Genomic DNA, 25,220 nt, shown 5'->3' with positions numbered 1-25,220 from the left:
CGTGCCAGCGGCGCCCAGGATATTGTGGCGCTGCGTAATCAGCCCTCACACTCCGCCACCATGATCACAAACGGGGGAACCGCTCCACGGAGTTTGCCGCAGGCGCTGCGTGCGGGCCTGCTGCGCATCGGGCTGGTCGCGGCGGTCGTCCTCGGGGCACTGGTCGTCGTCCCGGTGACGGCGCAGGCCGCCCTGCCGGCCGGGTTCGCGGTGCGGGACATGCCCAGCGGACAGAGCGACGTCCTGACCGACTTCGCGTTCCTGCCCGACGGCAGCTACTTCACGATCGGCAAGAACGGCCGCGTGGCGTGGGCGTCGGCGGCCGGCGCCGCGCGGACGCTGGCCACGCTGCCCGTCGTCACCACCCAGGACCTCGGGCTGGTCGGGCTCGCGGTCGCTCCCGACTACGCGACCAGCAAGCGCATCTACCTGGCCCGCACGCTGCTGGTGAACAACGCCTGGACGATGCGCCTGGCCTCCTTCACGGTCACCGGCTCACCGGAGCCGACCGGGATCGGCACCGAGCGGGTGATCTGGGACCTGCCGAACGGCTCGGACGTGCACGCGACCACCGGCATCGTCGCGGCAGCGGACGGCACGCTCTGGGTCTCCATCGGCGACAGCGCCGACTTCCGGTTCGTCGACCCACTGGCGCTGCGCGCGCTCGACATCAACACGGGCTACGGCAAGCTCCTGCACGTCCTCCCCGACGGCCGCGGGGTGCCGTCGAACCCCTACTACGACGCCGCCAACCCGTCGTCCTTCAAGAGTCGGGTGTACGCCAGCGGCTTCCGCAGCCCGTTCCGGCTGAGCCTGGACCCCACCACGGGCGGGCCGATCCTCGGCGACGTCGGCTGGAACACCTGGGAGGAGGTGAACCTGATCCGGCCCGGCGCGAGCTACGGCTGGCCGTGCTGGGAGGGCAACACCCAGACCCCCGGCTACAAGGACCTCGCCGGCTGCCAGGGCGTGGGCAACTCCGCGCCGCTGTGGACCTACCCCCACGGTCCGCTCGGCACCAGCGTCACCGGCGGGATCGTCTACACCGGCTCCGCGTACCCGGCGGCCTACCAGGGCGCCTACTTCTTCGGCGACTACGCCGCGGGCCGCGTCTACACGCTGCGCTACGACAGCCAGGGCGTGCTCGCCCGGCAGCCGGAGGCCGGCGGCTTCGGCACCGGCAACGGCGCGCCGGTGCGGTTCGCCGCGCACCCGGCGAACGGCGACATCGTCTACGCCGACATCGGCGGCGCCGTGCTGAAGCGGCTGAGCTACGCCGCCGGCAACCGGGCGCCCACCGCGAGCGCCGTCTTCACCACCGACCCCGCGACCCGCACCGTCGCCTTCGACGGGCGGGGATCCAGCGACCTCGACGGCGACGCGCTCACCTACCGGTGGGAGTTCGGGGACGGCGCGACGGCCACCGGCGCCCAGGCGAGCCACCAGTACCCCGACGCGACGGTGCGGACCGGCCGGCTCACGGTCACCGACGCCCAGGGCGCCACAGGGACGACGACGTTCACCGTGGCACCGGCCAACAACGTCCCGGTGATCAGCCTGACCGCTCCGCCGGCCACGCGGCAGTTCGCCGTCGGCGAGGCGGTGCAGGCCGGCGCAACCGCGACGGACGCCGAGGACGGACCGCTCGACGTCACCTGGAGCGTCGTCCTGGTGCACTGCAGCGGCGGTTACTGCCACAACCACCCGGGCGAGACCTTCACCGGCCCGACGTTCGACCGGCCGTTCGACGACCACGGCGACGACACCCGGCTGGAGATCAACGTCGCCGCCACCGACAGCGCCGGGGTGCGGACGCAGCAGGCCTTCACCGCCGCGCCGCGGCTGCGGACGCTCACCATCGTCGCCAGCACGCCGGCCGCGATCACCGTCAACGGTGCCGCGCGCGCCACCGCGCAGGTCACCGCCGGCGCGCGGGTGTCGGTGATCGCGCCCGTGGTCGCCTCCGACAACGTGGCCACCTTCGACCGGTGGAGCGACGGCGCGGCGCGGGAGCGCACGCAGGTGATGCCCGATGCCGACCTGACCCTCACCGCCACGTACCTGACGCCGATCGACCGGCGGTACAACGGCGAGGCGGCGCTGCGCACCCTGCTGGGGGCGCCCACGGCGCCGGAGGCCGGGGACGCGGCGGTGCGCTGGCGCACCTACGCCAAGGGCCGGATGTACTGGTCACCGCGGGCCGGGGCGCACGAGGTGCACGGCTCGATCCTCACCGACTACCTGGCCGTGGGCGGCCACGTGAAGCTCGGGGAGCCGCTCACCGACGAGAGGACGACGCCCGACGGCGTCGGCCGCTACAACCACTTCGCCCTGCAGAACGCCTCGGTGTACTGGTCGCCGTCCACCGGCGCCCACGCCGTCTACGGGGACATCGCCACGCTGTGGAAGGCGATGGGCTTCGAGCGCAGCCCGCACGGCTACCCGAAGACCGACGAGCTGAGCACGCCGAACGGGCGGGGGCGCTACAACACCTTCCAGAACGGGGGCATCTACTGGCTGCCCGGGCTGGGGGCGCGCAGCGTCCACGGCGCGATCTACCAGGAGTGGGGAGCGCTGCGGTGGGAGTCCGGGATCCTGGGCTTCCCGACGACCAGCGAGACGAGGACCCCCGACGGGCTCGGCCGCTTCAACCACTTCGAGGGCGGCTCCGTCTACTGGACGGCGCGCACCGGAGCCCACGAGGTGCACGGCGCGATCCGCACCCGCTGGTCGCAGCTGGGCTGGGAACGGTCCTACCTCGGCTACCCGACCAGCGACGAGTTCGCGATCCCCGGTGGCCGCCGGGCCAATTTCGAGCGCGGCTACATCACGTGGACGGCGGCCACCGGAGTGGTCACCGACCGGCGGTACTGACCGAGCGGCGGGTTCCGGGGCGGCCGGGCAGGGCATCATCCTGGCCGGCCGCCGCCGGGATCACCGAGCGCCGCGGAAGTCGGGCGTGCGCTTCTCGAGGAACGCCCGCACGCCCTCCCGGCCTTCCGGGTCGGCGGCGGACTCCGCGATCAGCCGCGCCTCGTCGTCCAGTTGCTCGTCGAGCGTCCGGACGGCGGCCTTGCGGACCAGCGCGCGGGTGCGGACCATCGCCCGGACGGGGCCGGCGGCGACCCGGTGCGCCAGCTCGATCGCCTGGGCGTGCAGGTCCTGGTCCTCCACCAGGCGGCTGACCAGGCCGAACGTGTGCGCCTCGGCGGCGTTGAGATGGCCGTTCGTCAGCATGAGTTCGAGCGCCCGGGGCGCCCCCAGCGCCCGGGTCAGCGCCCAGGAGGAGCCGCCGTCGGGGGAGAAGCCGAGACCGCCGTAGGCAGGGGCGATCTTCGTCGAGCGGGCGCACACGACGATGTCGCACGCCCCGATCAGCCCGACCGCGGCCCCCGCGACCGCTCCCTGCACACCGGCGACGACCGGAACGGGCGTGTTGATCAGCAGCCGGACGACCTCGTGCCAGTCGTGGGCCAGCTGGCCGACCGCCGCACCGGGCTCCTCCGCGCCGGCGAAGTAGGAGACGTCGCCGCCGACGCAGAACCGCTTGCCGTTGGCCAGCAGGAGCACCGTGCGGGTCTGCTCGGGCCGCTCGCGCAGCGCCTGCCCCAGCTGGTGGGCCAGCGCCGGGTCGAGGGCGTTGCCCGCCTCGGGCCGGTCGAGGGTGATGCGCCAGACGTCGCCGTCGACCTGGGTCAGCACCCGCGGCCGCTCCTGCGTGCTCGTCATCGCCGTCCTCCTCGCTGGTCCCTGCCGCTCACCGTATGGGGCGGCGCGGAGGACCGCGTCAGGAACGGGCGACGTGCAGCTCGTCGTCGATGGCGCCCGGGGCGCCGCCGAACTCGTCGGCGACCTCGCCCGCGACCTCGTCGTCCGGGATCCCGTGCCCGCCGGCGGCCATCGCGGCGTCGGCGCGGCTGAGCATGCGGTGGCCGGTGGCCAGCACGGCGATGCCGAGCGCCACCGCGACCGCGCCGACGACGAACGGCACGTGGATGTTCCAGGCGTCGACGAGCTTGCCTGCGGCGAACGGCGCCAGGCCGCCGCCGATGAAGCGCACGAAGCCGTAGGCCGCGGAGGCGACCGGCCGCTCGACCGGGGCGACCAGCATGACCGCCTGCGTGGTGAGCGTGTTGTTGATGCCGACGACGACGCCGGACGCGATCACGCACACGATGAGCGCCCAGCGGCTGTCGGTGAACAGGCCGATGAGCAGCAGCAGGACGGCGAAGAAGCCGAGCGCGCCGTACAGGGACGGCGCCGTGCCGAACCGGGCCTGCAGCTTCGGGGCGCCGAAGACCGAGAACAGCGCGACCAGCAGGCCCCAGCCGAAGAACACGAAGCCGAGCTGGATCGCGTCGAGCTCCATCGGGTAGGGCGCGTAGCCCAGCATCGTGAAGAAGCCCCAGTTGTAGAGCACCGCGGTGATCGCCATGGTCAGCAGGCTGCGGTGCCGCAGCGCCTTGAGCGGCGCGGACAGGGGGGTCCGGTGGGTGGGCTTGGGGATCTCGTCGAGCAGGACGACCGTCGCGAGCAGCGCGATCGCCATCAGCGTCGCGACGCCGAAGAACGGTCCCCGCCAGCTGATGTCACCCAGCAGGCCGCCGACCAGTGGACCGGCGGCGATGCCGAGGCCCAGCGCGGCCTCGTACAGCACGATCGCGCCGGCGAAGCCGCCGGTCGCCGAGGCGACGATGACCGCGAGCGAGGTGGCGATGAACAGCGCGTTCCCCAGTCCCCAGCCGGCGCGGAAGCCGACGATGCCGTCGATCGAGCCGGAGAGCCCGGCCAGCGCGCTGAAGACGACGATGATCGCCAGGCCGGCGATCAGGGTGCGCTTCGGGCCGATGCGGCTGGAGACCCAGCCGGTCACGAGCATGGCGACGGCGGTGACCACCAGGTAGCTGGTGAACAGCAGGCTCACCTGGCTGGGCGAGGCGTGCAGCTGCACCGACAGCGCCGGCAGGATCGGGTCGACCAGGCCGATGCCCATGAAGCTGACGACGCAGGCGAACGCGACCGCGAAGACGGCCTTGGGTTGCTTGAACATGCTCGCGCTCTGAGCCGAGCTCACCGCGATACCTCCACGGGGACAGGGGGCCGGCGCAGCGCGTCGGCCAGGCGGACGAGTGCGGGCAGCGCCTCGGCGATGCGCCGCTGGTCGGCGGGGGAGAGGTCGGCCAGGGGGCCGGCGATGCGGCGGGTGCGCTCGGCGCGCCGCTGCGCCAGGAGCTCCTCGCCCGCCGCGGTGAGGGAGAGGACGACGGCACGGCCGTCCCGCGGATCCGCTGCACGGGACACCAGCCCCTGGTCGGCCAGCCGCCCGATCAGCGCGGTCATCGACGGCTGGCTGATCCCCTCGGCGACGGCCAGCTCGGTGAGCCGGGCCGGGCCGGCGCGCTGCAGACGGGCGAGGGTCGCCGCGGCGGTGAGGCTCAGCCCCGCCCGCGGCAGGGTGGCCGAGCGCAGTGCGGCGACGGCGTCGTCCAGCCGTCCCGCGAGTTCGTCCGCATCCACGGGGCAGTTGTAACACCCAACTATCTAGAGGACCACCTCGCACCTTCAGGCGGCCGTCAGAACCAGGAGGGGAACCACATCCGCGCCAGCCAGTCGGCGTGCGGCAGCGGCTGCCCGGTGAGCACGGGGTAGAAGAAGACGAAGGTGGCCGCCACAACCGCCACGTAGAGGCAGACGACTCCCAGCCCCGCCTGGCGACGCCAGCCCTCGGGGTGCCCGGTGCCGAGCAGGTCCTGCAGCACGAGGGTCACCGCGAGCACGAAGAACGGCAGGGCCGGCGCCATGTAGAAGATGAACATGGTCCGCTCGGGGTTGAGGAACCACGTCAGCCAGCCGGCGGCGATGGCGACGGCGACGGTGATCGCCGCGGAGTCACGGCGGGCGACGATCCGCCAGAGCAGCCACAGCAGCGCGGGCGCGAAGGCGAACCAGAGGGTCGGCGTCCCCACCATGAGGATGTAGCGGACGATCTGCCCGCCGGACTCGTCGGTGAGGCCCTGCGGGTTCCACAGCAGGATCGGCCGGCCGTCGACCAGCCACGACCACGGCCCCGACTCCCACGGGTGCGGGCTGGACAGGCCGTTGTGGAACCTCCACCACTCGGCGTGCATGTGCCACAGCGAGCGCAGCGCGCCCGGGACGAACGGGAAGGCGGTCTCCGGGTGCTGGTCGGCCCAGTGCCGGCCCTGGCTGGTCTCGCCGAGGAACCAGCCGGTGAAGCTGGCGACGTAGGTGAGCACCGGCAGGACGGCCAGGGCCCAGAGCGCGCCGGGCAGCCCGTAGCGCGCGGCCGCGCGGGTCGGGCGGCGGACGCCGGAGTCGCGCCAGGCGGTGCGGTCCCAGAACAGCGAGAGGACCGCGAAGAAGGCCAGGAAGTAGATGCCGCTCCACTTGACCGCGCAGGCGCAGCCGAAGAGGAACCCGGCGGCGATCCGCCACCCGCGCGGGCCGAGCCGGAAGCCGACGGCGTCCCCGCGCTCGCGGATCCGTTGCCGGACCGTGTCGCGGTCGACGACGAGGCAGGCGACCGCCGAGAGGACGAACAGCTGCAGGAAGACGTCGAGCAGGCCGATCCGCGAGAGCACGAAGGAGAACCCGTCCAGCGCCAGCAGCAGGCCGGCGACCAGGCCGAGCCAGGTGGACCCGGTCAGCCGCCGGGTCAGGCGGACCAGGACGACGACGGCGATCGAGCCGGCCACCGCCGACGGGAACCGCCAGCCCAGCGAGTCATAGCCGAACACCGCCTCGCCCAGCGCGATCAGCCACTTCCCGAGCGGCGGGTGGACGATGAAGGTGTAGCCGCGGTTGTACTCGAACCCCCACCGCAGCAGCTCGTGCGCCTCGGGCGGGTAGTAGGCCTCGTCGAAGAGCTTGTCGCTCGGGTAGCTGATGTCCCACAGCCGGACGACGAAGCTGGCCAGGCCCAGGCCGAGGGCGAGCAGCCAGGAGGACAACCGGTCGGTCGGCAGCGGCGGGATGCGGTCGCGGTGGGGGCGGGGCAGCGGCCAGCGGCGCGCGGGCGGCGGCGTGCTGACTGTCGCGGGGACGGCCGCGGGCGCAGCTGTCTCCACCGGCACCGCCATGCAGGCCAGGGTAGACAGAGGACCCCCCGCCCCCCGGCACTCGCAGGCTCGCGCCGGGCCCCTGGAGGCGGGCCGAACGTGCCGGTGCCCCGGCCGTGACAGGCTCGTGTCCGTGACCGGACGGCTGGTTCTCGGGGGCGCTCCGCTGGGGCAGCCCGGCGACGTGGGCCCCCGGCTGCGCGAGGCGATGGCGGAGGCCGACGTCCTGGCCGTCGAGGACACCCGCCGCCTGCACCGGCTGGCCTCGGACCTGGACGTCTCGCTGACCGGGCGGATCGTCACGTTCCACGAGTCGGTGGAGCGCGCGCGGCTGCCCGGCCTCCTGGCCGCCCTGAACGACGGCGCCACGGTGCTGCTGCTGACCGACGCGGGCATGCCCTCGGTCTCGGACCCGGGGTACACGCTGGTGCGGGCGGCGATCGAGGCCGGCGTCGTCGTGACCTCGGTGCCGGGGCCGTCCGCGGTGACGACGGCGCTGGCGGTGTCGGGCCTGCCCTGCGACCGCTTCTGCTTCGAGGGGTTCCTGCCGCGCCGGGCCGGCGAACGGCGGTCGCGGCTGGCCGGGCTGGCCGACGAGCGCCGGACGATGGTCTTCTTCGAGTCCCCGCACCGGCTGGCCGACGCGCTGCGGGACGCGTGCGACGCGTTCGGGACCGACCGCGAGGCCGCCGTCTGCCGGGAGCTGACCAAGACGCACGAGGAGATCCGCCGCGGCCCGCTGAGCGATCTCGCCGCGTGGGCGGCCGACGGGGTGCGCGGGGAGATCACGCTGGTGGTGGCCGGGGCGACGCCGGCGCCGGTGGAGCTGGGCGCCGCCGAACTGGCCGCGGCAGTGGCCGCCGAGGAGGCCGCGGGCGCCAGCCGCAAGGACGCGATCCGCGCCGTCGTCGTCCGGACGGGTCTGCCCCGCCGCACCGTCTACGACGCCGTCGTCTCGTCGAAGGCGACCTGACGGCGGTGCCGTTGTGCGCTGGGTCGCCCTTCGAGGCGGCCGGAACGGCGACTGCACGCACAACGGCGGCGCCTGTGGACGGCGTCAGCGGGTCGGCGCGCCCCTGCGGCACCGTGCTGGGGTGCCGCAGCCCGCTCCCGTGCCTCCCGAACTGCGGCGCGCGATCTTCCGCGGGTCCACGGCGGTCGCGGCCGGGCTGCTCACGAGGCACCAGCTGCACGGCGCGCTGTGGCGGCGACTGTTCCCGGACGTCTACGTGCACCGGGACGCGCCCGTCGACCACGCTCTGCGCGCGCGTGCCGCGGCGGGGGTGCTCCTGCCGGGTGCGGTCGTCACCGGTCTGAGCGCAGCTGTGCTCTGGGGTCTCGACCTTGCCTCGGAGCGGGATGACGTCGAGCTGACGCTGCCCCCAGGACGTCATCCTGTGCGGATCCCCGGCCTCCGCGTCCGCCGGGCCACGCTGCTCGACGACGCGGTCCGCGAGCATCGCCGCGTGCGGGTGACGACGCCGGAGGCGACCGCGGTCCGGCTCTCGAGCGCCCTCCCGGTGGACGAGGCCGTCGCCGCCGTGGACCGGATGATCACCCGACGGCTGGTGTCGCTGTCCTCCGTCCGCGACGCGGCGGCCGACGCGAGGGGCGGGATCGGCCCGGGCCCGTCTCGTCGCAATGCTCGCGGACGGTGCGGCTGAGTCACCGCAGGAGACGCGGCTGCGACTGCTCCTTCTGCGCAGCGGCCTGCCGGCGCCGGTCGCGCAGTTCGAGGTTCGGGATCGGGACGGGCGGTTCGTGGGCCGCGTCGACTTCGCCTGGCCCGACCGGCGCGTCGCCGCCGAGTACGACGGGCTCTGGCACGCGGAGCCGGGGCAGTTCGCACGCGATCGGCAGCGGCTGAACCGGTTGCAGGCCGCCGGCTGGCGGGTCGTCCACGTGACGGCGGCGGACCTCCAGCGCCCAGCCGAGCTGCTGGCCAGGCTCCGGGAGCTCGTGGGCTGAGCGGTTGTGCGCCCAGTCGGTCTTCGCCGGCGCCGGCGGAGCGCCTGGGTGCACAACGACGCCGCGGGCGGGGCTCAGAGCCAGCCGTTGCGCTTGAAGCCGCGGTAGAGGACACAGCAGACGACGACGATGAGCAGCAGTACCGCCGGATAGCCGTAGCGCCAGCTCAGCTCCGGCATGAACTGGAAGTTCATCCCGTACACGCCGGTGATCAGCGTCGGGACGGCGATCATGGCGGCCCAGGCGCTGATCTTGCGCGTGTCCTCGTTGTCCGACAGCGACGTGCGGGCGAGCGAGGCCTGCAGGATCGACGACAGCAGCTCGTCCAGCCCGTTCACCTGCTCGCGCACCCGCAGCGCGTGGTCCAGGACGTCGCGGAAGTACGAGCGCATCGCCTCGGGGACGACGTCGATCTGCCGCTCGGCCAGCCGCTGCAGCGGGATCTCCAGCGGCGCCACGGCCCGCCGCAGCTGCATGAGCTCGCGCTTGAGCTGGTAGATCCGGCCGATGTCGTCGGTGCGCTCGGGGCTGAACACCGAGGCCTCGAGCTCGTCGACGTCCTCCTCGACGGCGCTGGCGACGTCGGTGAAGTTGTCGATGACCTGGTCGGCGACGGCGTAGAGCACCGACGACGGCCCCAGGCACAGCAGCTCGCGCTGGTCCTCCAGCGCCCGGCGCAGCTCGGTCAGGCCGCTGTGCTCCCCGTGCCGGACGGTGATCACGTAGTGCCGGCCGAGGAAGACCATGACCTCGCCGGTGTCGACCACCTCGCTGGTCGCGGTCAGCTGCTCGTGCTCGATGTAGCGGCCGGTCTTGAGCACCATGAACAGCGCGTCGTCGTAGCTCTCCAGCTTGGGCCGCTGGTGCGCCTCGACGGCGTCCTCGACCGCGAGCGGGTGCAGCTCGTAGCGCTCGGCGATCTCGTCGAGCTCGGCCTGGGTCGGCTCGTAGAGGCCCAGCCACACGAAGCCGCCGCGGTCCACGGCCACCGCCAGGGCGTCGTCCGGGGAGACGTGCGGCTGGCGGCGCCCGTCGACGTAGACGGCGCAGTCGACGATCGGGCTGTGGGAGACCCGGCGCCCCGGCGCCGGACGCGACGCGCCTGCTGGGCGCGGCCGCGTGGTGGGGGGCAGCCCCAGCGGCGTGCCGGGGGAGTCGGTGGTGCTCATCGGCGTCCCTCCTCGGCGGCCGGCGACGGGCGGTGTGGCGCGGTCAGCGTAGGTCCGCCGGCTGTGGTTAGCCGTGGCGCCTTCCGGGAAGTCGATCTCGCACCCGGACGAGGGAGGACGCCGTGCCCGCAGCCAACCGCCGGATCAAGACGGTCGAGGAGTGCATCCGCGACACGGACGAACCGGAGCACCGGCTCAAGAAGAACCTGTCGGGCCTCGATCTCACCGTCTTCGGCGTCGGCGTGATCATCGGCACCGGCATCTTCGTGCTCACCGGCGTCGTCGCCCAGGCGCAGGCCGGCCCGGCGGTCGCCGTGTCCTTCGTGATCGCCGGGATCGTCTGCGGGCTGGCGGCGCTCTGCTACGCGGAGTTCGCCTCCACCGTCCCCGTGGCCGGGTCGGCGTACACCTTCTCCTACGCGACGTTCGGCGAGTTCATCGCCTGGATCATCGGCTGGGACCTGGTTCTCGAGCTGGCGCTCGGCGCCGCGACGGTCGCCGTCGGCTGGTCGGGGTACCTCAACCAGCTGCTCAGCGACATCGGGACCCCGCTGCCCTCGTCGATCGCCGGGGAGGAGGCCAGGTTCAACATCCCGGCGATCGTGATCGTGCTGGTCATGGCCGGCGTGCTGATCCTCGGCATCAAGCTCAGCTCGCGGGTCACCGCGGTCATCGTGGCGATCAAGGTCGCGATCGTCCTGCTGGTCATCGCGGTCGGCGTCTTCCACCTCAACGCGGACAACTACTCGCCGTTCGTGCCGCCCGCCCAGCCGGCCGGTGAGGGCGAGGGCGGGATCCACGCGCCGCTGATCCAGCTGCTCGGCTTCAACCAGGGCACCTTCGGCTGGATGGGCGTCATCGCCGGGGCGTCGATCGTCTTCTTCGCCTTCATCGGTTTCGACATCGTCGCGACGGCGGCCGAGGAGACCCGCGATCCCAAGCGCGACATGCCCCGCGGCATCCTGGGATCCCTGGCCATCTGCACGCTGCTCTACGTCGCGGTGTCGCTGGTGGTGGTGGGCATGCAGAACTACACCGAGCTCAACCCGGACGCGCCCCTGGCCGGCGCCTTCTCCGCCGTCGGCCTGCCGGTCTTCGCCAGCATCATCTCGATCGGCGCCCTGGCCGGACTGACCTCGGTCGTCATGATCCTGCTGCTCGGCCAGTCGCGGGTGCTGTTCGCCATGAGCCGTGACGGGCTGCTCCCTCAGGGGCTGGCCAAGGTGCACCCTCGCTACGGCACGCCCTACCGCATCACCTTGATCACCGCCGTGGTCGTCGCCGTCCTCGCCGGGCTCGTGCCCCTGACCACGCTGGCGGAGCTGGTCAACATCGGCACGCTGTTCGCCTTCTTCCTCGTCTCGGTCGGCGTCCTCGTCCTGCGGCGGACGCGGCCGGACCTGCACCGCTCCTTCCGCGTGCCGTGGACGCCGGTGCTGCCGATCCTTGCCGCGCTGGCCTGCCTGTGGCTGATGGTCAACCTCCCGGCCGACACGTGGCTGCGATTCCTCATCTGGATGGCGATCGGCCTCGGCGCCTACTTCGTCTACGGGCACCGCCGCAGCCGGCTGGCCACCCGCGAGCGGATGCCGGAGGACGCCGGCCTGACCTGACCTCACCCGGAGGGGGGAGACCCCCCGACGGGGTCGTTCAGCGCCTGGACGAGAGCACCGACGGAACCGGGGACAGCAGTCCCCGGTCAAGGAGCTCCTCGTGGCGACCAGTGCCCTCGACGTCCGCGAAACGCGCGGGGCGGTTCCGTCGGTCCGCCGCCTGCCGGCCACCGTCGTCGGCGCCGCCGCGCTCGGGGTGGTCGAGTCCGTGGCGCTGCTCGCGGGTGCGCTCACCGGTCTGGACGGCGTCCTGACCTCCCCGCACCGGCCGGACGGCGCGGTCGTCGCGCTGCTGCTGCTGACCCTGGCCGGCTGGATCGTCGGCTGCGCCGGCGGCGCGGCCACCCTCGCCGACGGCGCCGGGCGCGGGGTTTACGCCTGGGTCGCCTACGTCGAGCTGGCCCTCGTCGGCCTGCTGCTCCTCGTGGGCCTGTTCACTCCCCACCTGGACGGCTACCTGCCCCCGGCGCTGCCCCTGCCCGCCGTCGCGCTGCTCGCCCTCGCCGTGCCGACCGGCAAGCTGCTGCTGGCCGGGTCGCCGACGGCGCTGGCCTGGGTCGCGGCCGGCCCCCGCCCGCGGGAGCGGCGCACCGACCCGGTCGCCGCCCACCGCGGCCTCTGCACCGCCACGCTGGCGGTGATCGGACTGGTCCTGGGCGCGGTCGCACTGGTCGCGCCGGCCGTGGGCGCGGGCCCCGACGCGCCCGGCAGCGTCGTCTCCAGCACGCACTGAGCGGAAGTCGCTCGACGCGCCTCACTACGCTCGTGCCGTGAGTGATCGGCACATCCTGACCGCCGTGGCCTGGCCCTACGCCAACGGCCCGCGGCACATCGGCCACGTCTCCGGCTTCGGCGTCCCCTCCGACGTCTTCAGCCGCTACCAGCGGATGGCCGGCAACCGGGTGCTGATGGTCAGCGGCACCGACGAGCACGGCACGCCGATCACCGTCGCGGCCGACGCCGAGGGCGTCACCCCGCGGGAGATCGCCGACCGCAACAACCGGATCATCGTCGGCGACCTGGCCAGCCTCGGGCTGTCCTACGACCTGTTCACCCGGACGACGACGGCCAACCACGCCGCGATCAGCCAGGAGATCTTCCTCGGCCTGCTCAAGAACGGCTACGTCTTCCCGAGGACGACGCTGGGTGCCATCAGCCCGAGCACCGGACGCACCCTGCCCGACCGCTACATCGAGGGCACCTGCCCCATCTGCGGCTACGACGGCGCCCGCGGCGACCAGTGCGACAACTGCGGCAACCAGCTCGACCCGACCGACCTGATCAACCCGGTCAGCCGGATCAACGGCGAGACGCCGAAGTTCGTCGAGGAGGAGCACTACTTCCTCGACCTGCCGGCGTTCACCAAGTCGCTCGGCGCCTGGCTGGACTCGCGGCAGGGCTGGCGGCCCAACGTGCTCAACTTCGCCAAGAACCTGCTCGACGACCTCAAGCCGCGCAGCTACACCCGCGACATCGACTGGGGCGTGCCGGTGCCGCTCGACGGCTGGCGCGACCGGCCGGACAAGCGCATCTACGTGTGGTTCGACGCCGTCGTCGGCTACCTGTCCGCGTCGATCGAGTGGGCGCGCCGGTCGGGGGACGACGACGCGTGGCGGCAGTGGTGGCAGACGCCGGACTCCGACGCCTACTACTTCATGGGCAAGGACAACATCGTCTTCCACGCCGAGATCTGGCCGGCCCAGCTGCAGGGCTACAACGGCGAGGGCGACAAGGGCGGCACCCCGGGCTCGCTGGGCCGGCTGAACCTGCCGACCGAGGTGGTCTCCAGCGAGTTCCTGACCATGGAGGGGCGCAAGTTCTCCTCCTCCCGGCAGGTGGTCATCTACGTCCGTGACTTCCTCGACCGCTACGACGCCGACGCGCTGCGCTACTTCATCGCCGTCGCCGGGCCCGAGACGCAGGACACCGACTTCACCTGGGCGGAGTTCCGCCGCCGCAACAACGACGAGCTGGTCGCCGGCTGGGGCAACCTGGTCAACCGGAGCGTGTCGATGGCGGCGAAGAACGTCGGCGCCGTCCCGACGCCGGGGGAGCTGACCGACGCCGACCGGGCGCTGCTGGCGGCGACCTCCGGCGCCTTCACGACCGTCGGCGACCTGCTGGCGCGCAACCGGCAGAAGGCGGCGGCGACCGAGGCGATGCGGGTGGTGGGCGAGGCGAACAAGTACCTGTCCGACCAGGCGCCGTGGAAGCTCAAGGAGGACCCGGCCCGCCGGGACACCGTGCTGCACACCGCGCTGCAGGCGGTCAGCGACTGCAACACGCTGCTCACCCCGTTCCTCCCGCACTCGGCGCAGCAGGTGCACGAGCTGCTCGGCGGCACGGGGGTGTGGTCGCCGGCGCCGCAGGTGGTGGAGAGCGCGGACCTCGACGACGGCTCCCCGTACCCGATCATCACCGGCGACTACGCCGCCGCCGACGCCGTCTGGGCCTCCCGGCCGCTGAAGGCGGGGACGCCGCTGCAGCCGCCGACGCCGGTGTTCAAGAAGCTCGACGAGTCGGTGGTGGAGGAGGAGCTCGCCCGTCTCGAGGCCGAGGCGCAGTGAGCGAGCTCGCGAGCTCACCCAGTAGCACAGCAGTCGTCCGGCGGATGCCGGCGCCGAGCGCCAGCGAGGCGATGGCATGAGTCGATCCGCCGCGTCCCGCGCCAACCGGCGCGGGGAACCGCCGCCGTCCCCGGAGCCGCTGCCCTCCCCGGCGCTGGACAGCCACACCCACCTCGACATCGTCCTGGGTGACCGCCCGGCCGAGGACGACGACGGCGCGCTGCCCACCGACGACGAGGTGGACGCCGAGATCGCGGCCGCCGTGGCGGTGGGGGTCCCGCGGCTGGTGCAGGTGGGCGTCGACGTCGCCTCCTCGCGCTGGTCGGCCGACCTCGCCGCCCGGCACCCGAACGTGCTGGCCGCGGTCGCGGTGCACCCGAACGAGGCGGGCGCCGGCCGCGCGACCGACGCCGCGCTCGCCGAGATCGACCGGCTGGCCGCGCTGCCGCGGGTGCGTGCGGTGGGGGAGACCGGCCTGGACCGCTTCCGCACCGGGCCGGACGGATGGGAGGCGCAGGAGGCGGCGTTCCGCGCGCACATCCGGATCGCCAAGGACCGCGGGGTCGCGCTGGTCATCCACGACCGGGACGCGCACGAGGAGATCCTGAGCGTGCTCGAGGACGAGGGCGCCCCGGAGCACACCGTCTTCCACTGCTTCTCCGGCGACGCGCGCTTCGCCAAGGCCTGCGTGGAGCGCGGCTACGTCCTCTCCTTCGCCGGGACCCTGACGTTCGGCAACGCCGGCTACCTGCGCGAGGCCGCGGCGCTCACCCCGGTCGACCAGCTGCTGGTGGAGACCGACGCGCCCTTCCTCACCCCGATGCCGCACCGCGGCCGGCCCAACGCGTCGCGGATGGTGCCGCACACCGTGCGCGCGCTCGCCGAGGTCACCGGAGTCGGGCTCGAGCAGCTCTGCGAGGCCCTGACCGCGACGGCGGAACGCGTCTTCGGTCCCTGGCAGAGCTAGGCGGCCGACGGTGCGGGAGGCACTCCGGTGCCCGCGCCGGGGGAAGCGATGCACACTTGTGCCGTGGGCCGCCTCATCGCCGTCGTGCTCTTCATCGCCGTGCTGGTCCCCGGTGTGCTGCTCGCCCGGGGGTGGTGGCTGGCCGCCGGCCGTCGCGCGGTAGCCGCGGCCGCGGTCGAGTTCGCCGCGCCCACCCCGCAGGGCACGGCGACGCTGCACCGGCAGGCGCAGCACGGACGGCGGCTGCGCCGGCTGGGCTTCCTGCTCGGCGTGCTGGGCATCGTCGGCAGCGTCGTGCTCTTCGCCGAGGCGTCGGTCTTCCTGTGGGTGCCGGCGCTGGCGATCGGCCTGCTGATCGGCGTGGTGCTGGCCGAGGCGACCCGCCCGCGCCCGCGCTGGGAGCCGGCGAGCCCGGTGCGGCGGCCCCGCCGCGGCGAGCAGATCTCCGCATGGCTGCTGTGGACCATGCGCGTCGTCGTCGTCGCCGAGGTGGTCACCGCCGTCGTCCTGTGGCGCGGCGACCTCCTGGCCGACGCGGTCGGCTGGGTCGCCCTCGCGGTTCCGCTCGCGGCCTGGGCGCTCGCCGAGATCGCGCTGCTGCGCATCCTCCTGCGCCCGCTGCCGGCCGAGGGCGCCGACGTCCCCGTGGACGAGGCCCTGCGCACCTGGACCGCCCACCTGGTCGCCGCCGCCACGAGCGTGCTGGCTCTCCTGCCGCTGGGCGCCCTCCTGCTGGTGGCCGGCATCGAGCGCGGCGACCGGGTCTCCGAGGGCTTCGACCTGCTGCCGGTGGCCCTCGTCGCCGGCGGCTTCTCCGCGCTGGCCGCCGGCGTCGCGGTGGCGGGCTTCCTGCTCACCTGGCTGCGCCCGGTGCGCTCCAACGAGCGCGCCCTAGCCGGCTGATGGAAGGACCCCCTCCTCCCCACCCCTCGCAGGCTCGGGGCGGTGCCCTGGAGGGGGCCGCCCCGGAGGGCGCGGGTGCCCCGGTGCGAGGGCGGCCACAGTGTGGGCTTGCTCACCACGAGCCCTCACGCGCCGCAGTCGTCACACCGGCATCGTCCGGCACGTCCGTGACACTGCGTGTCGGCGCGTCCACATAGCGACATTGCAGCCCTCTGGTTGACTGCGCACGCACCTTGCTCCTCGCACCGTGTTCGTTATCGTGTCGTGACTGACAGCCGGGGTGGAGACCGACCCGGGCGGCGTCGACCGACCGGGTCTTCCACGTCCCGGTGGCGCGCGGCCTGGATCGGCCAGCACGGCGGCGGACCGTCCCCTCGGGCGGTGCGCGGCCCTCCTGCCCGGGTTCCGTGACCCCGTGGAAGTGTCGTGCGCCGTCCTCTCCAGCTCGCCCTCTTCGCCGTCGTGCTCGTCGGGCTCGTCGGCGGCTCGGTGGCCTACTACCTGGCCCAGAAGTCGCTGACCCTGACCGTCGACGGGCAGGCCCGCACGGTCAGCACCTACGCCGGCACCGTCGGCGAGGTCCTGGAGGACGAGGGGCTGGTGCCCGCCGCCCACGACGTCGTCCTGCCGGCCGAGGACGCCGAGGTCTCCGACGGCGACACCGTCGTCCTCAACCGGGCGCGGCCCCTGCGGCTGACCGTCGACGGCGTGAGCAGCGAGGTCTACGTGACCGCCCTCTCCGTCGACGAGGCGCTCGAGCAGCTGGGCTACCGCGCCGACGACCTGGTCCTCTCGGCCAGCCGCAGCGAGCGACTCCCGCTGGACGGGATGCAGCTCTCGATCACCACGCCCAAGGACGTCACCCTCGTCGCCGACGGCCAGGAGCGCGTGGTCACCACCACCGCCGCGACCGCCGGCGACCTGCTCGCCGAGCAGGGCATCACGCTGAGCCCGACCGACCGCACGAGCCTCTACCCGACCCAGGCACTGCTGGACCGCATGCGCCTGCAGGTCTTCCGGGTGCAGGTCAGCGAGGTCGTCGAGACGACCCCCGTCGCCCACGGCCGGGTCGAGACCGAGGACCCGAACGCCTTCGAGGGCGACGAGACGGTCACCCAGGAGGGCGTGGACGGCGAGCAGGCCACGACCTGGCGGATCACCGTCGTGGACGGCGTCGAGACCGGCCGCGAGCAGCTCGACACCACGGTGACCCGCCCGGCGGTCGACGAGCTGGTCACGGTCGGCACCCAGGAGCGCCCGGCCACCGGCCTGAACTGGGACGCGCTGGCCCGGTGCGAGGCCGGCGGCAACTGGGCCATCAACACCGGCAACGGCTACTACGGCGGCCTGCAGTTCAACCAGGGCACGTGGCTGGCCAACGGCGGCGGGCAGTACGCCCAGTACCCGCACCAGGCCACCCGCGAGCAGCAGATCGCCATCGGCTCCCGGCTGTACGAGGCGCGCGGCACCTCGCCCTGGCCCGCCTGCGGCAGCCGCCTGCTCGGCTGATGGGATCCCGCTGAGCAGCACCCCGGAGCCCGACGCGCTGCTGGGCCCGGCCGCGATCCGCGACCTGGCCCGGCAGCTCGAGCTGCGACCCACCAAGACGCTCGGGCAGAACTTCCTGCACGACGCGAACACGATCCGGCGGATCGTGCGCACGGCCGAGCTGCGCCCGGACGACGTCGTCCTCGAGATCGGCCCGGGTCTCGGCTCGCTGACCCTCGGGCTGCTCCCCGCGGTGACGGCCGTGATCGCCGTCGAGATCGATCCCCGCCTGGCCGACCGGCTGCCGCGCACCGTCGCCGAGCGCGCTCCCGCGCTCGCCGACCGGCTGACCGTCGTGCAGGCCGACGCGCTGCGGGTGCGGGAACTGCCCGGCCCGCCGCCGACCGCGCTCGTGGCCAACCTGCCCTACAACGTCGCCGTGCCGGTCCTGCTGCACCTGCTGGAGCTGCTGCCGACGGTGGAGCGCGCGCTCGTCCTCGTGCAGGCGGAGGTGGCCGAGCGGCTGGCCGCCGCACCCGGGAGCGCGGCCTACGGCGTCCCCTCGGTCAAGGCGGCCTGGTACGGCGAGGTGCGCCGCGCGGGGTCGATCGGCCGCCGGGTCTTCTGGCCCGAGCCCAACGTCGACTCCGGCCTGGTGGCGCTGGTCCGGCGTCCGCCCCCGCCCGGTGACCGGGCCGCGACGTTCGCCGTCGTCGACGCCGCGTTCGCCACCCGCCGCAAGAGCCTGCGCGCCGCGCTCGCCCGCTGGGCGGGCAGCCCGGCGGCGGCCGAGGCACGGCTGCGGGCGGCCGGGATCGACCCCGCCACCCGGGGCGAACAGCTCTCTGTCACGGACTTCGCCCGCCTCGCGGCCACGCCCGTGCCGGAGGATGAACGGCCATGAGCTGGTCGACGTCCGGAGGGCCGGGCCGCATCACCGGCGGTGGCGCCGTCGTGGCGCGCGCGCCGGCGAAGGTGAACGTGCACCTCTCCATCGGCCCGCTGCGGCCCGACGGCTACCACGACCTGCAGACGGTCTTCCTCGCCGTGTCGCTGTTCGACACGATCACCGTCCGGCCCGGTGAGGGCCTGTCGCTGAGCGTCTCCGGCGAGGGGTCGGCGCCGGGCTCGTCGGTGGACCGGGTGCCCACGGACCGGCGCAACCTGGTCTGGCGGGCCGCCGTCCTGCTGGCCGAGCAGGCCGGCGTCAAGGCGCACGCGTCGATCGACATCGCGAAGTCGATCCCGACCGCGGCGGGGCTGGCCGGGGGCAGTGCGGACGCCGCCGCGGCACTGGTGGCCCTCGACGCGCTGTGGAACACCGGCGCCACCCGCGGCGACCTGGCCGGCCTGGCCGCGCAGCTCGGCAGCGACGTCCCGTTCAGCCTGCTCGGCGGGGTCGCCCTGGGCAGCGGCCGGGGGGAGCGGCTCTCGCCCGTGCTGGCCCGGCGGCAGACGCACTGGGTGCTCGGCATCGCGCGGGAGGGACTGTCCACGCCCGCGGTCTACGCGGAGCTGGACCGGCTGCGGGCCACCGGCCGCCTGCCCGACGGCACGGAGCCGCCGTCCCCTGAGCCGGTCATCGCCGCGCTCAGCGGCGGTCCGCCGTCGGCCGTGGCGGCCGTGCTCGCCAACGACCTCGAGGCCCCCGCGGTCGCGCTGCGCCCGGAGCTGCGGCGGGCGATGCGGGCGTCGACCGACGCCGGTGCGCTGGCCGCGTTCCTCTCAGGCTCCGGGCCGACCGTCGCGGCGCTGGCCGAGGACGAGGACACCGCCGTCCGGCTCGCCGCGGCGCTGTCCGGGGAGGGCGTCTTCCGGACCGTGCGCGTGGTCCACGGCCCCGTGCCCGGCGCCCGCCTCATCGGTTGAAGGACCACCCTTCCCCCCACACCTCGCACGCTCGGTGCGGGGCCCTGAAGGGTGGCCGTTCCAGTCCGTCACCACGCTCGTGGCGGGCCCCTGCAGGAGGGCCAGCCTCAGGTACCGGCGGGGTCCCCCACCAGGCCGGGGAACGGGTCGAGGTGGGAGAGGCCGTTGTAGGCCAGGTTCACCAGGTGCGCGGCGACCTCGCGCTTGCCCGGTGACCGCGTGTCCAGCCACCACTGCCCGACCAGCGCCACCATGCCGACCAGGGCCTGGCTGTAGAGCTCGGCGAGCTGCGGGTCGTAGCCGCGGTGGGCGAACTGGTCACCGAGGATGTGCTCGACCTTGCGGGCCACCTCGCCGATCAGCGACGAGAACGTCCCCGTCCCGCTGGTGACCGGGGAGTCGCGGGTGAGGACCCGGAAGCCGTCGGTGTCGTCCTCGATGTAGTCCAGCAGCACCAGGGCGGCCCGCTCCAGCAGCTCCCGGGGTGAGCCCGGCGTGGACAGCGCCGACGCGAACCGGTCGAGCAGGAGCTGCATCTCGCGGTCGACGACGACGGCGTAGAGCCCTTCCTTGCCGCCGAAGTGCTCGTAGACGACCGGCTTGCTGACGTCGGCGCGGGCGGCGACCTCCTCGATGGAGGTGGCCTCGTAGCCGCGCTGGCCGAACAGCTCGCGGCCGATGTCGAGCAGCTGCTGGCGCCGCTGGGCACCGGTCATCCGGACCCGTGGCCGGCCCGCGCTGCTGGTCATGGTCCTCATCGTGCCCCTCGACGAGCTCCGCCCGGGCGACCGGCGGGTGCCGGATCGCCCGGGCGGAGGAGACGCGGGGACGCTCAGGCCGGGGTCCGGCGCTTGGCCGCCAGCCGGACCGGGTCGGGCCACTTCACGTCGCGGGCCCAGCCGAGCTTCTCGAACAGCCAGATGGTCCGGGCGCTGATGTCGATCTGGCCCTTCAGGACGCCGTGACGGGCGCAGGTCGGGTCGGCGTGGTGCAGGTTGTGCCACGACTCGCCCGCGCTGAGGATCGCCAGCGGCCAGAAGTTGGTCGACTTGTCGCGGGCGGCGAACGGCCGGGAGCCGATGGTGTGGCAGATCGAGTTGATCGACCAGGTCACGTGGTGCAGCAGTGCCACGCGGACGAGCCCGGCCCAGAAGAACGCCGTCCAGGCGCCGGTCCAGCTCATCGTGACCAGGCCCCCGATGAGGGCCGGCAGGAAGATCCCGATCCCGGCCCACAGGACGAACAGCCGGCTGGTGCGGCGCAGCGCGGCGTCCTTGAGCAGGTCGGGGGCGTAGCGCTCCGGGTTGGTCTGCCGGCGGTCGAACAGCCAGCCGATGTGGGCGTGGAACATGCCCTTGGTCAGCGCACGCAGGTCGTCGCCGTAGCGCCACGGGGAGTGCGGGTCGCCGGCGCGGTCGGAGAACGCGTGGTGCCGCCGGTGGTCGGCCACCCACTGCACGACCGGGCCCTGGATGGCGACGGAGCCGGCGATCGCCAGCGCGATCCGCAGGCCGCGATTCGCCTTGAACGAGCCGTGGGTGAAGTACCGGTGGTAGCCGACCGTGATGCCGAGGCAGGCGACGAAGTAGAAGACGACGGTGAGGACGACGTCGGTCCAGGACAGCCCCCAGCCCCACACCGCGGGCACGACCGCGGCCAGGGCGAGGAAGGGCACGAGCACGAAGACGTAGAGCGCGATCTGCTCTCCCGCTCCCTTCTCGGCGCCGAGGGCGTTGGCCGGGAGACCGGCGTCCGGGTCGGCGGGGCCGACCGGGCGGGCGACCCTGGGACGGGTCGCGGGCCGGTCGAGGGTGGGAGCAGACAAGGGGCCTCCGAGGTGCTGAGCGGGACGGGAGAGGGCGGCGGGCGGGCTGCCGCCGCGGAAAGCTACGTCGCCGTAACCTACGTGCCCGTAGGGATGCCCGCCATTCGGCCTCCCCAACCGTCCGCGCCTCCGGCGGCGCGCGGCCCTAGGCTCGTCGCGGGAGCCGGGTCCGAACCGGCGCCCGCCGGCCGCTGCGGCGCAGGGCGCAGCCGGTCGATGGGGGATGGGGTAATCGGCAGCCCGCCGGCCTTTGGAGCCGGGAAGTCTCGGTTCGAGTCCGAGTCCCCCAGCGAGTCGGCCGGGACGGCGTCCCGGCCGCAGCCGACCACGCGATCGCTCGAAAGGCGCCCAGTTCCGTGAGCCCGCAGTCCTCCCCGGCGGCCGTGGCCGCCGTCGTCGTCCTCGCCGCCGGCCAGGGCACCCGCATGCGCTCGGCGACGCCGAAGGTGCTGCACACCCTCGGCGGCCGTTCGATGCTCGGCCACGTGCTGGCCGCCACCGAGCCGCTCGGGGCGGCGCGGACGGTGGTGGTCGTCGGCGCCGGCCGCGAGGCCGTCGAGGAGCACCTGGCCCGGATCGCGCCGGCCGCGCTGCCGGTCGTGCAGGACGAGCAGCGGGGCTCCGGGCACGCCGCGGCGATCGGCCTGGACGCGCTCACCGGGATCGAGGGCGCCGTCCTGATCGTCAACGGCGACGCGCCGCTGCTGCGCGAGGCCACGGTCCTCGACCTCGTGGCCACCCACCGGGAGGACCGCAACGCGCTGACCGTCCTCACCGCCGTGGTGGCCGACCCCACGGGGCTCGGGCGGATCATCCGCAACCGCGACGGCGCCGTGCGCGCGATCGTCGAGGAGCGGGACGCCGACGAGCGCCAGCGCGAGATACGCGAGGTCAACGCCGGCGTCTACGTCGGTGACATCGCCGCCGTCCGCGATGCGCTGCGCGAGGTCAAGGGCGACAACGACCAGGGCGAGATCTACCTGACCGACGTCCTGGCCCTGCTGGTCCGCGACGGGGCCCGGGTCGGCGGGCACATCGCCGAGGACCCGGCCGACGTGCTCGGCTGCAACGACCGGCGGGAGCTGGCCGCCCGACGCCGCACGCTCAACGACCGCGTCCTGGACGAGCTGATGATCTCGGGGGTCACGGTCGTCGACCCCGCGACGACCTGGGTCGACGTGACCGCGACCGTCGAGCCGGACGCCGTCCTCCAGCCGGGCGTCCAGCTGCTCGGCGGAACGTCCGTCGCCGCCGGCGCCGTGGTCGGCCCGGACAGCACGCTCACCGACTGCGAGGTGGGGGAGGGGGCCAGCGTCGTCCGCTCGCACTGCACCGGCGCGGTCATCGGCTCGGCGGCGACCGTCGGCCCGTTCAGCTACCTGCGGCCGGGCACCCGGCTGAGCCGGGGCGCCAAGGTGGGCGCGTTCGTGGAGACCAAGAACGCCGCCGTCGGCGAGGACTCGAAGGTGCCGCACCTGTCCTACGTCGGCGACGCCACCATCGGGCGGGGCGCGAACGTCGGCGCCGCGACCGTTTTTGTGAATTACGACGGAGTGCACAAGCACCACACGACCATCGGGGACCACGTGCGCATCGGTTCCGACACCATGCTCGTGGCGCCGGTCACCATCGGGGACGGCGCGTACACCGCGGCGGGGTCGGTGATCACCGAGGACGTCCCCCCGGGCGCCATGGGTGTGGCGCGGGCGAGGCAGCGGAATGTGGCAGGCTGGGTGCGCCGCCGCCGGGCCGGGACGCCCGCGGCGGAGGCTGCGGAAGCGGCCGAGTCCCGGACGGCCACCTCCGATGAGTCCGGGAGCTCCGCGACGGACGACCAGTAGGGGCGAAACAGCCGATGAGCGCGATCCGGCAGACGACCAGCAAGAGCCTGATGCTCTTCTCCGGCCGGGCATTCCCCGAGCTGGCCGAGGAGATCGGCGGTCACCTCGGGGTGACCACCACGCCGACCGCCGCGTACGAGTTCGCCAACGGCGAGCTGTTCGTGCGCTTCGAGGAGTCCGTCCGCGGCTGCGACGCCTTCGTCGTGCAGAGCCACTCCGCGCCGATCAACACCTGGCTCATGGAGCAGCTGATCATGGTCGACGCGCTCAAGCGCGCGTCGGCCAAGCGGATCACCGTCGTCGCGCCCTTCTTCCCCTATGCCCGGCAGGACAAGAAGCACCGCGGCCGCGAGCCCATCTCCGCCCGCCTGGTCGCCGACATGTTCAAGACCGCCGGCGCCGACCGGCTGATGACCGTCGACCTGCACACCGCGCAGATCCAGGGCTTCTTCGACGGCCCCGTCGACCACCTCTTCGCCCTCGACCTGCTCGTCGAGCACGTCAAGGACCGGTGGGGCGACCGCGAGCTCACCGTCGTCTCGCCCGACTCCGGCCGCGTCCGCGTGTCCGAGCGGTGGAGCGACAAGCTCGGCGGTGTACCGCTGGCCTTCATCCACAAGACCCGCGACCCCATGCGGCCCAACGAGGTCGTGGCCAACCGCGTCGTCGGCGAGGTGGAAGGCCGGGTCTGCATCCTGGTCGACGACATGATCGACACCGGCGGCACGATCGCGAAGGCCGCCGAGACGCTGTTCGAGTCCGGTGCGGCCGACGTGATCGTCACCGCCACCCACGGCGTCCTCTCCGGCCCGGCGGTCGACCGGCTGAAGAACAGCCGGGTCAGCGAGGTCATCGTCACCAACACGCTGCCGATCGAGCCGGCCCGCCAGTTCGACAAGCTGACCGTCCTGTCGATCGCCCCGCTGCTGGCCCGGGCGATCAAGGAGGTCTTCGAGGACGGCTCGGTGACGTCGCTGTTCGGCGGAGCCAGCTGAGTTCCGGGCTTTCGGTACAGAAAGCCCGGGGACGGCGACCGGTCGCGCTGAGGTAGCCTGGTCGTCAGCCCGGCGAGGGAGCTGCTGCTCCGTGATCGACGTGCGTGTGCCCTGCGGGGTGTGCCGCGATCGTGCGCCGGCACCGAACCCGATCTCTAGGAGCACACATTGGCTGACTTCCGCCTCGTCGCCGAGGCCCGCACCGAGTTCGGCAAGGGCAGCGCCCGCCGGACCCGCCGCGCGGGCCGCATCCCCGCCGTCCTCTACGGGCACGGCCAGGACGTCGTCCACCTGTCGCTGCCGGCCCGCGAGTTCGCCGCGGCGCTGCGCAACGGCGGCGCCAACGCCCTGCTGACCGTCGTCCTCGACGGCAAGGAGCAGCTGGCGCTCACCAAGTCGGTGCAGCGCGACCCGCTGACCCGCCAGCACGAGCACGCGGACCTGCTCGTCGTCCGCCGCGGCGAGAAGGTCACCGTCGACGTCCCCGTCCACGTGGTCGGCGACGCGGCTCCCGAGACGCTGGTGCTGCACGAGCTCAACACCGTCTCCATCGAGGCCGACGCGACTCGGATCCCCGAGACCATCGAGGTCGACGTCACCGGCAAGACCGCCCAGGACAGCATCACCGCGGCCGACCTGCCGCTGCCGTCCGGCGCCACCCTGGTGACCGACGGCGCGGCCGTCGCCATCGCGTTCCAGGCCGCGCAGTCCGCCGAGGCTCTCGAGGCCGAGCTCGCCGGGGCGGAGGCCGAGGCCGGCATCGAGCGCGAGCAGTCCGCCTCGGCGGCCGAGGGCGTCGGCGAGGGCGACGTCGTCCCCGAGCCGCAGGCCCAGGGCAGCGGTGAGTCGATGGAGTCGGCGGAGAAGTCCGCCGACAACGGCTGAGGCTTCCGCTGACCGACAGCACGACCCGCGGGGGCGCCGGCACCGCCGGCG

22 protein-coding genes and 1 tRNA gene are annotated in these 25,220 nt (G+C 73.7%); 16 read left to right on the top strand and 7 right to left on the bottom strand.

The window, feature by feature from the left end:
* The first annotated feature begins 60 nt into the window (after positions 1–60).
* The gene (locus ACWIYF_RS24720) at positions 61–2,874 is read left to right on the top strand and encodes a PQQ-dependent sugar dehydrogenase (RefSeq protein ID WP_448625471.1); all 2,814 of its coding nucleotides are present in this window, start codon (positions 61–63) and stop codon (positions 2,872–2,874) included.
* Positions 2,875–2,934: 60 nt separating this feature from the next.
* Here ACWIYF_RS24720 and ACWIYF_RS24715 read toward each other — a convergent pair whose 3' ends face one another.
* From ACWIYF_RS24715 to ACWIYF_RS24700, 4 genes are read right to left on the bottom strand one after another with little or no spacing between them, the layout of a single operon-like run.
* Positions 2,935–3,729 (bottom strand): enoyl-CoA hydratase/isomerase family protein, encoded by a 795-nt coding sequence (locus tag ACWIYF_RS24715; RefSeq protein ID WP_448625470.1) that lies wholly within the window; start codon positions 3,727–3,729, stop codon positions 2,935–2,937.
* 58 nt (positions 3,730–3,787) lie between these two features.
* A complete protein-coding gene (locus ACWIYF_RS24710) occupies positions 3,788–5,050 on the bottom strand; it encodes an MFS transporter (protein WP_448625469.1) in 1,263 nt (420 codons plus the stop codon).
* 20 nt (positions 5,051–5,070) lie between these two features.
* The gene (locus ACWIYF_RS24705) at positions 5,071–5,517 is read right to left on the bottom strand and encodes a MarR family winged helix-turn-helix transcriptional regulator (RefSeq protein ID WP_448625468.1); all 447 of its coding nucleotides are present in this window, start codon (positions 5,515–5,517) and stop codon (positions 5,071–5,073) included.
* A gap of 56 nt (positions 5,518–5,573) precedes the next feature.
* Positions 5,574–7,100: a dolichyl-phosphate-mannose--protein mannosyltransferase gene (locus ACWIYF_RS24700; RefSeq protein WP_448625467.1), complete on the bottom strand. Its 1,527-nt coding sequence runs from the start codon at positions 7,098–7,100 to the stop codon at positions 5,574–5,576.
* A 112-nt stretch (positions 7,101–7,212) separates the two neighbouring features.
* Between ACWIYF_RS24700 and rsmI the strand changes: the two genes are divergently transcribed.
* The 3 genes from rsmI to ACWIYF_RS24685 all read left to right on the top strand — a co-directional run bounded on the left by rsmI (position 7,213) and on the right by ACWIYF_RS24685 (position 9,047).
* Positions 7,213–8,052 (top strand): 16S rRNA (cytidine(1402)-2'-O)-methyltransferase, encoded by an 840-nt coding sequence (rsmI, locus tag ACWIYF_RS24695; RefSeq protein WP_448625466.1) that lies wholly within the window; start codon positions 7,213–7,215, stop codon positions 8,050–8,052.
* 121 nt (positions 8,053–8,173) lie between these two features.
* Complete coding sequence (locus ACWIYF_RS24690; RefSeq protein ID WP_448625465.1) at positions 8,174–8,743, top strand: hypothetical protein; 570 nt, start codon at positions 8,174–8,176, stop codon at positions 8,741–8,743.
* A complete protein-coding gene (locus ACWIYF_RS24685) occupies positions 8,721–9,047 on the top strand; it encodes an endonuclease domain-containing protein (RefSeq protein WP_448625464.1) in 327 nt (108 codons plus the stop codon). The genes ACWIYF_RS24690 and ACWIYF_RS24685 overlap by 23 nt, the downstream gene beginning before the upstream one ends.
* 74 nt (positions 9,048–9,121) lie before the next feature.
* Here ACWIYF_RS24685 and corA read toward each other — a convergent pair whose 3' ends face one another.
* Entirely contained in the window at positions 9,122–10,216 is a 1,095-nt protein-coding gene (gene corA, locus ACWIYF_RS24680) for a magnesium/cobalt transporter CorA (RefSeq protein WP_448625463.1), read from the bottom strand.
* A 122-nt stretch (positions 10,217–10,338) separates the two neighbouring features.
* Here corA and ACWIYF_RS24675 point away from each other — a divergent pair, with 122 nt between their 5' ends.
* The 8 genes from ACWIYF_RS24675 (at position 10,339) to ACWIYF_RS24640 (ending at position 19,623) form a co-directional block, all read left to right on the top strand.
* Positions 10,339–11,829, top strand: coding sequence for an amino acid permease (locus ACWIYF_RS24675; protein WP_448625462.1), 1,491 nt, complete (start codon positions 10,339–10,341; stop codon positions 11,827–11,829).
* 100 nt (positions 11,830–11,929) lie between these two features.
* On the top strand, positions 11,930–12,562 hold the full coding sequence (locus tag ACWIYF_RS24670; protein WP_448625461.1) for a hypothetical protein: 633 nt from the start codon (positions 11,930–11,932) through the stop codon (positions 12,560–12,562).
* 37 nt (positions 12,563–12,599) lie between these two features.
* Entirely contained in the window at positions 12,600–14,396 is a 1,797-nt protein-coding gene (gene metG / locus ACWIYF_RS24665) for a methionine--tRNA ligase (protein ID WP_448625460.1), read from the top strand.
* A 76-nt stretch (positions 14,397–14,472) separates the two neighbouring features.
* Positions 14,473–15,363 carry a TatD family hydrolase gene (locus ACWIYF_RS24660; protein ID WP_448625459.1) on the top strand — a complete coding sequence of 297 codons (891 nt, stop codon included), beginning with the start codon at positions 14,473–14,475 and terminating at the stop codon, positions 15,361–15,363.
* Positions 15,364–15,426: 63 nt separating this feature from the next.
* On the top strand, positions 15,427–16,266 hold the full coding sequence (locus tag ACWIYF_RS24655) for a hypothetical protein (protein WP_448625458.1): 840 nt from the start codon (positions 15,427–15,429) through the stop codon (positions 16,264–16,266).
* A 426-nt stretch (positions 16,267–16,692) separates the two neighbouring features.
* The gene (locus tag ACWIYF_RS24650) at positions 16,693–17,775 is read left to right on the top strand and encodes a ubiquitin-like domain-containing protein (protein ID WP_448625457.1); all 1,083 of its coding nucleotides are present in this window, start codon (positions 16,693–16,695) and stop codon (positions 17,773–17,775) included.
* Positions 17,776–17,920: 145 nt separating this feature from the next.
* Positions 17,921–18,658 carry a 16S rRNA (adenine(1518)-N(6)/adenine(1519)-N(6))-dimethyltransferase RsmA gene (gene rsmA / locus ACWIYF_RS24645; protein WP_448625456.1) on the top strand — a complete coding sequence of 246 codons (738 nt, stop codon included), beginning with the start codon at positions 17,921–17,923 and terminating at the stop codon, positions 18,656–18,658.
* Positions 18,655–19,623, top strand: a complete 969-nt coding sequence (locus ACWIYF_RS24640) for a 4-(cytidine 5'-diphospho)-2-C-methyl-D-erythritol kinase (RefSeq protein WP_448625455.1) — start codon at positions 18,655–18,657, stop codon at positions 19,621–19,623. The genes rsmA and ACWIYF_RS24640 overlap by 4 nt, the downstream gene beginning before the upstream one ends.
* 107 nt (positions 19,624–19,730) lie before the next feature.
* Here ACWIYF_RS24640 and ACWIYF_RS24635 read toward each other — a convergent pair whose 3' ends face one another.
* On the bottom strand, positions 19,731–20,372 hold the full coding sequence (locus ACWIYF_RS24635) for a TetR family transcriptional regulator (protein ID WP_448625454.1): 642 nt from the start codon (positions 20,370–20,372) through the stop codon (positions 19,731–19,733).
* An 83-nt stretch (positions 20,373–20,455) separates the two neighbouring features.
* On the bottom strand, positions 20,456–21,448 hold the full coding sequence (locus ACWIYF_RS24630; RefSeq protein ID WP_448625453.1) for an acyl-CoA desaturase: 993 nt from the start codon (positions 21,446–21,448) through the stop codon (positions 20,456–20,458).
* 217 nt (positions 21,449–21,665) lie between these two features.
* On the opposite strand from ACWIYF_RS24630, the gene ACWIYF_RS24625 reads away from it, so the two are divergent.
* The 4 genes from ACWIYF_RS24625 to ACWIYF_RS24610 all read left to right on the top strand — a co-directional run bounded on the left by ACWIYF_RS24625 (position 21,666) and on the right by ACWIYF_RS24610 (position 25,169).
* A tRNA-Gln gene (locus ACWIYF_RS24625) sits at positions 21,666–21,738 on the top strand.
* Between the two features lie 66 nt (positions 21,739–21,804).
* Positions 21,805–23,289: a bifunctional UDP-N-acetylglucosamine diphosphorylase/glucosamine-1-phosphate N-acetyltransferase GlmU gene (glmU, locus tag ACWIYF_RS24620; protein WP_448625452.1), complete on the top strand. Its 1,485-nt coding sequence runs from the start codon at positions 21,805–21,807 to the stop codon at positions 23,287–23,289.
* A gap of 14 nt (positions 23,290–23,303) precedes the next feature.
* Positions 23,304–24,284: a ribose-phosphate diphosphokinase gene (locus ACWIYF_RS24615; protein WP_448625451.1), complete on the top strand. Its 981-nt coding sequence runs from the start codon at positions 23,304–23,306 to the stop codon at positions 24,282–24,284.
* Between the two features lie 168 nt (positions 24,285–24,452).
* The gene (locus ACWIYF_RS24610; protein ID WP_448625450.1) at positions 24,453–25,169 is read left to right on the top strand and encodes a 50S ribosomal protein L25/general stress protein Ctc; all 717 of its coding nucleotides are present in this window, start codon (positions 24,453–24,455) and stop codon (positions 25,167–25,169) included.
* The last annotated feature ends 51 nt before the right edge of the window (positions 25,170–25,220 follow it).

It is taken from the genome of Geodermatophilus sp. URMC 64, from assembly GCF_053502555.1.
The sequence above is the reverse complement of the archived record's forward strand: the minus strand, read 5'-3'. Positions and strand labels throughout refer to the sequence as shown.

Excerpts from the sequence above, each read along its gene's own strand:
- ACWIYF_RS24720 (WP_448625471.1), top strand. The coding sequence starts at position 61 with ATGATCACAAACGGGGGAACCGCTCCACGGAGTTTGCCGCAGGCGCTG.
- ACWIYF_RS24615 (WP_448625451.1), top strand. The coding sequence starts at position 23,304 with ATGAGCGCGATCCGGCAGACGACCAGCAAGAGCCTGATGCTCTTCTCC.
- ACWIYF_RS24685 (WP_448625464.1), top strand. The coding sequence starts at position 8,721 with ATGCTCGCGGACGGTGCGGCTGAGTCACCGCAGGAGACGCGGCTGCGA.
- ACWIYF_RS24640 (WP_448625455.1), top strand. The coding sequence starts at position 18,655 with ATGAGCTGGTCGACGTCCGGAGGGCCGGGCCGCATCACCGGCGGTGGC.
- ACWIYF_RS24715 (WP_448625470.1), bottom strand. The coding sequence starts at position 3,729 with ATGACGAGCACGCAGGAGCGGCCGCGGGTGCTGACCCAGGTCGACGGC.
- ACWIYF_RS24635 (WP_448625454.1), bottom strand. The coding sequence starts at position 20,372 with ATGACCAGCAGCGCGGGCCGGCCACGGGTCCGGATGACCGGTGCCCAG.
- ACWIYF_RS24710 (WP_448625469.1), bottom strand. The coding sequence starts at position 5,050 with ATGTTCAAGCAACCCAAGGCCGTCTTCGCGGTCGCGTTCGCCTGCGTC.
- ACWIYF_RS24700 (WP_448625467.1), bottom strand. The coding sequence starts at position 7,100 with ATGGCGGTGCCGGTGGAGACAGCTGCGCCCGCGGCCGTCCCCGCGACA.
- ACWIYF_RS24660 (WP_448625459.1), top strand. The coding sequence starts at position 14,473 with ATGAGTCGATCCGCCGCGTCCCGCGCCAACCGGCGCGGGGAACCGCCG.
- corA (WP_448625463.1), bottom strand. The coding sequence starts at position 10,216 with ATGAGCACCACCGACTCCCCCGGCACGCCGCTGGGGCTGCCCCCCACC.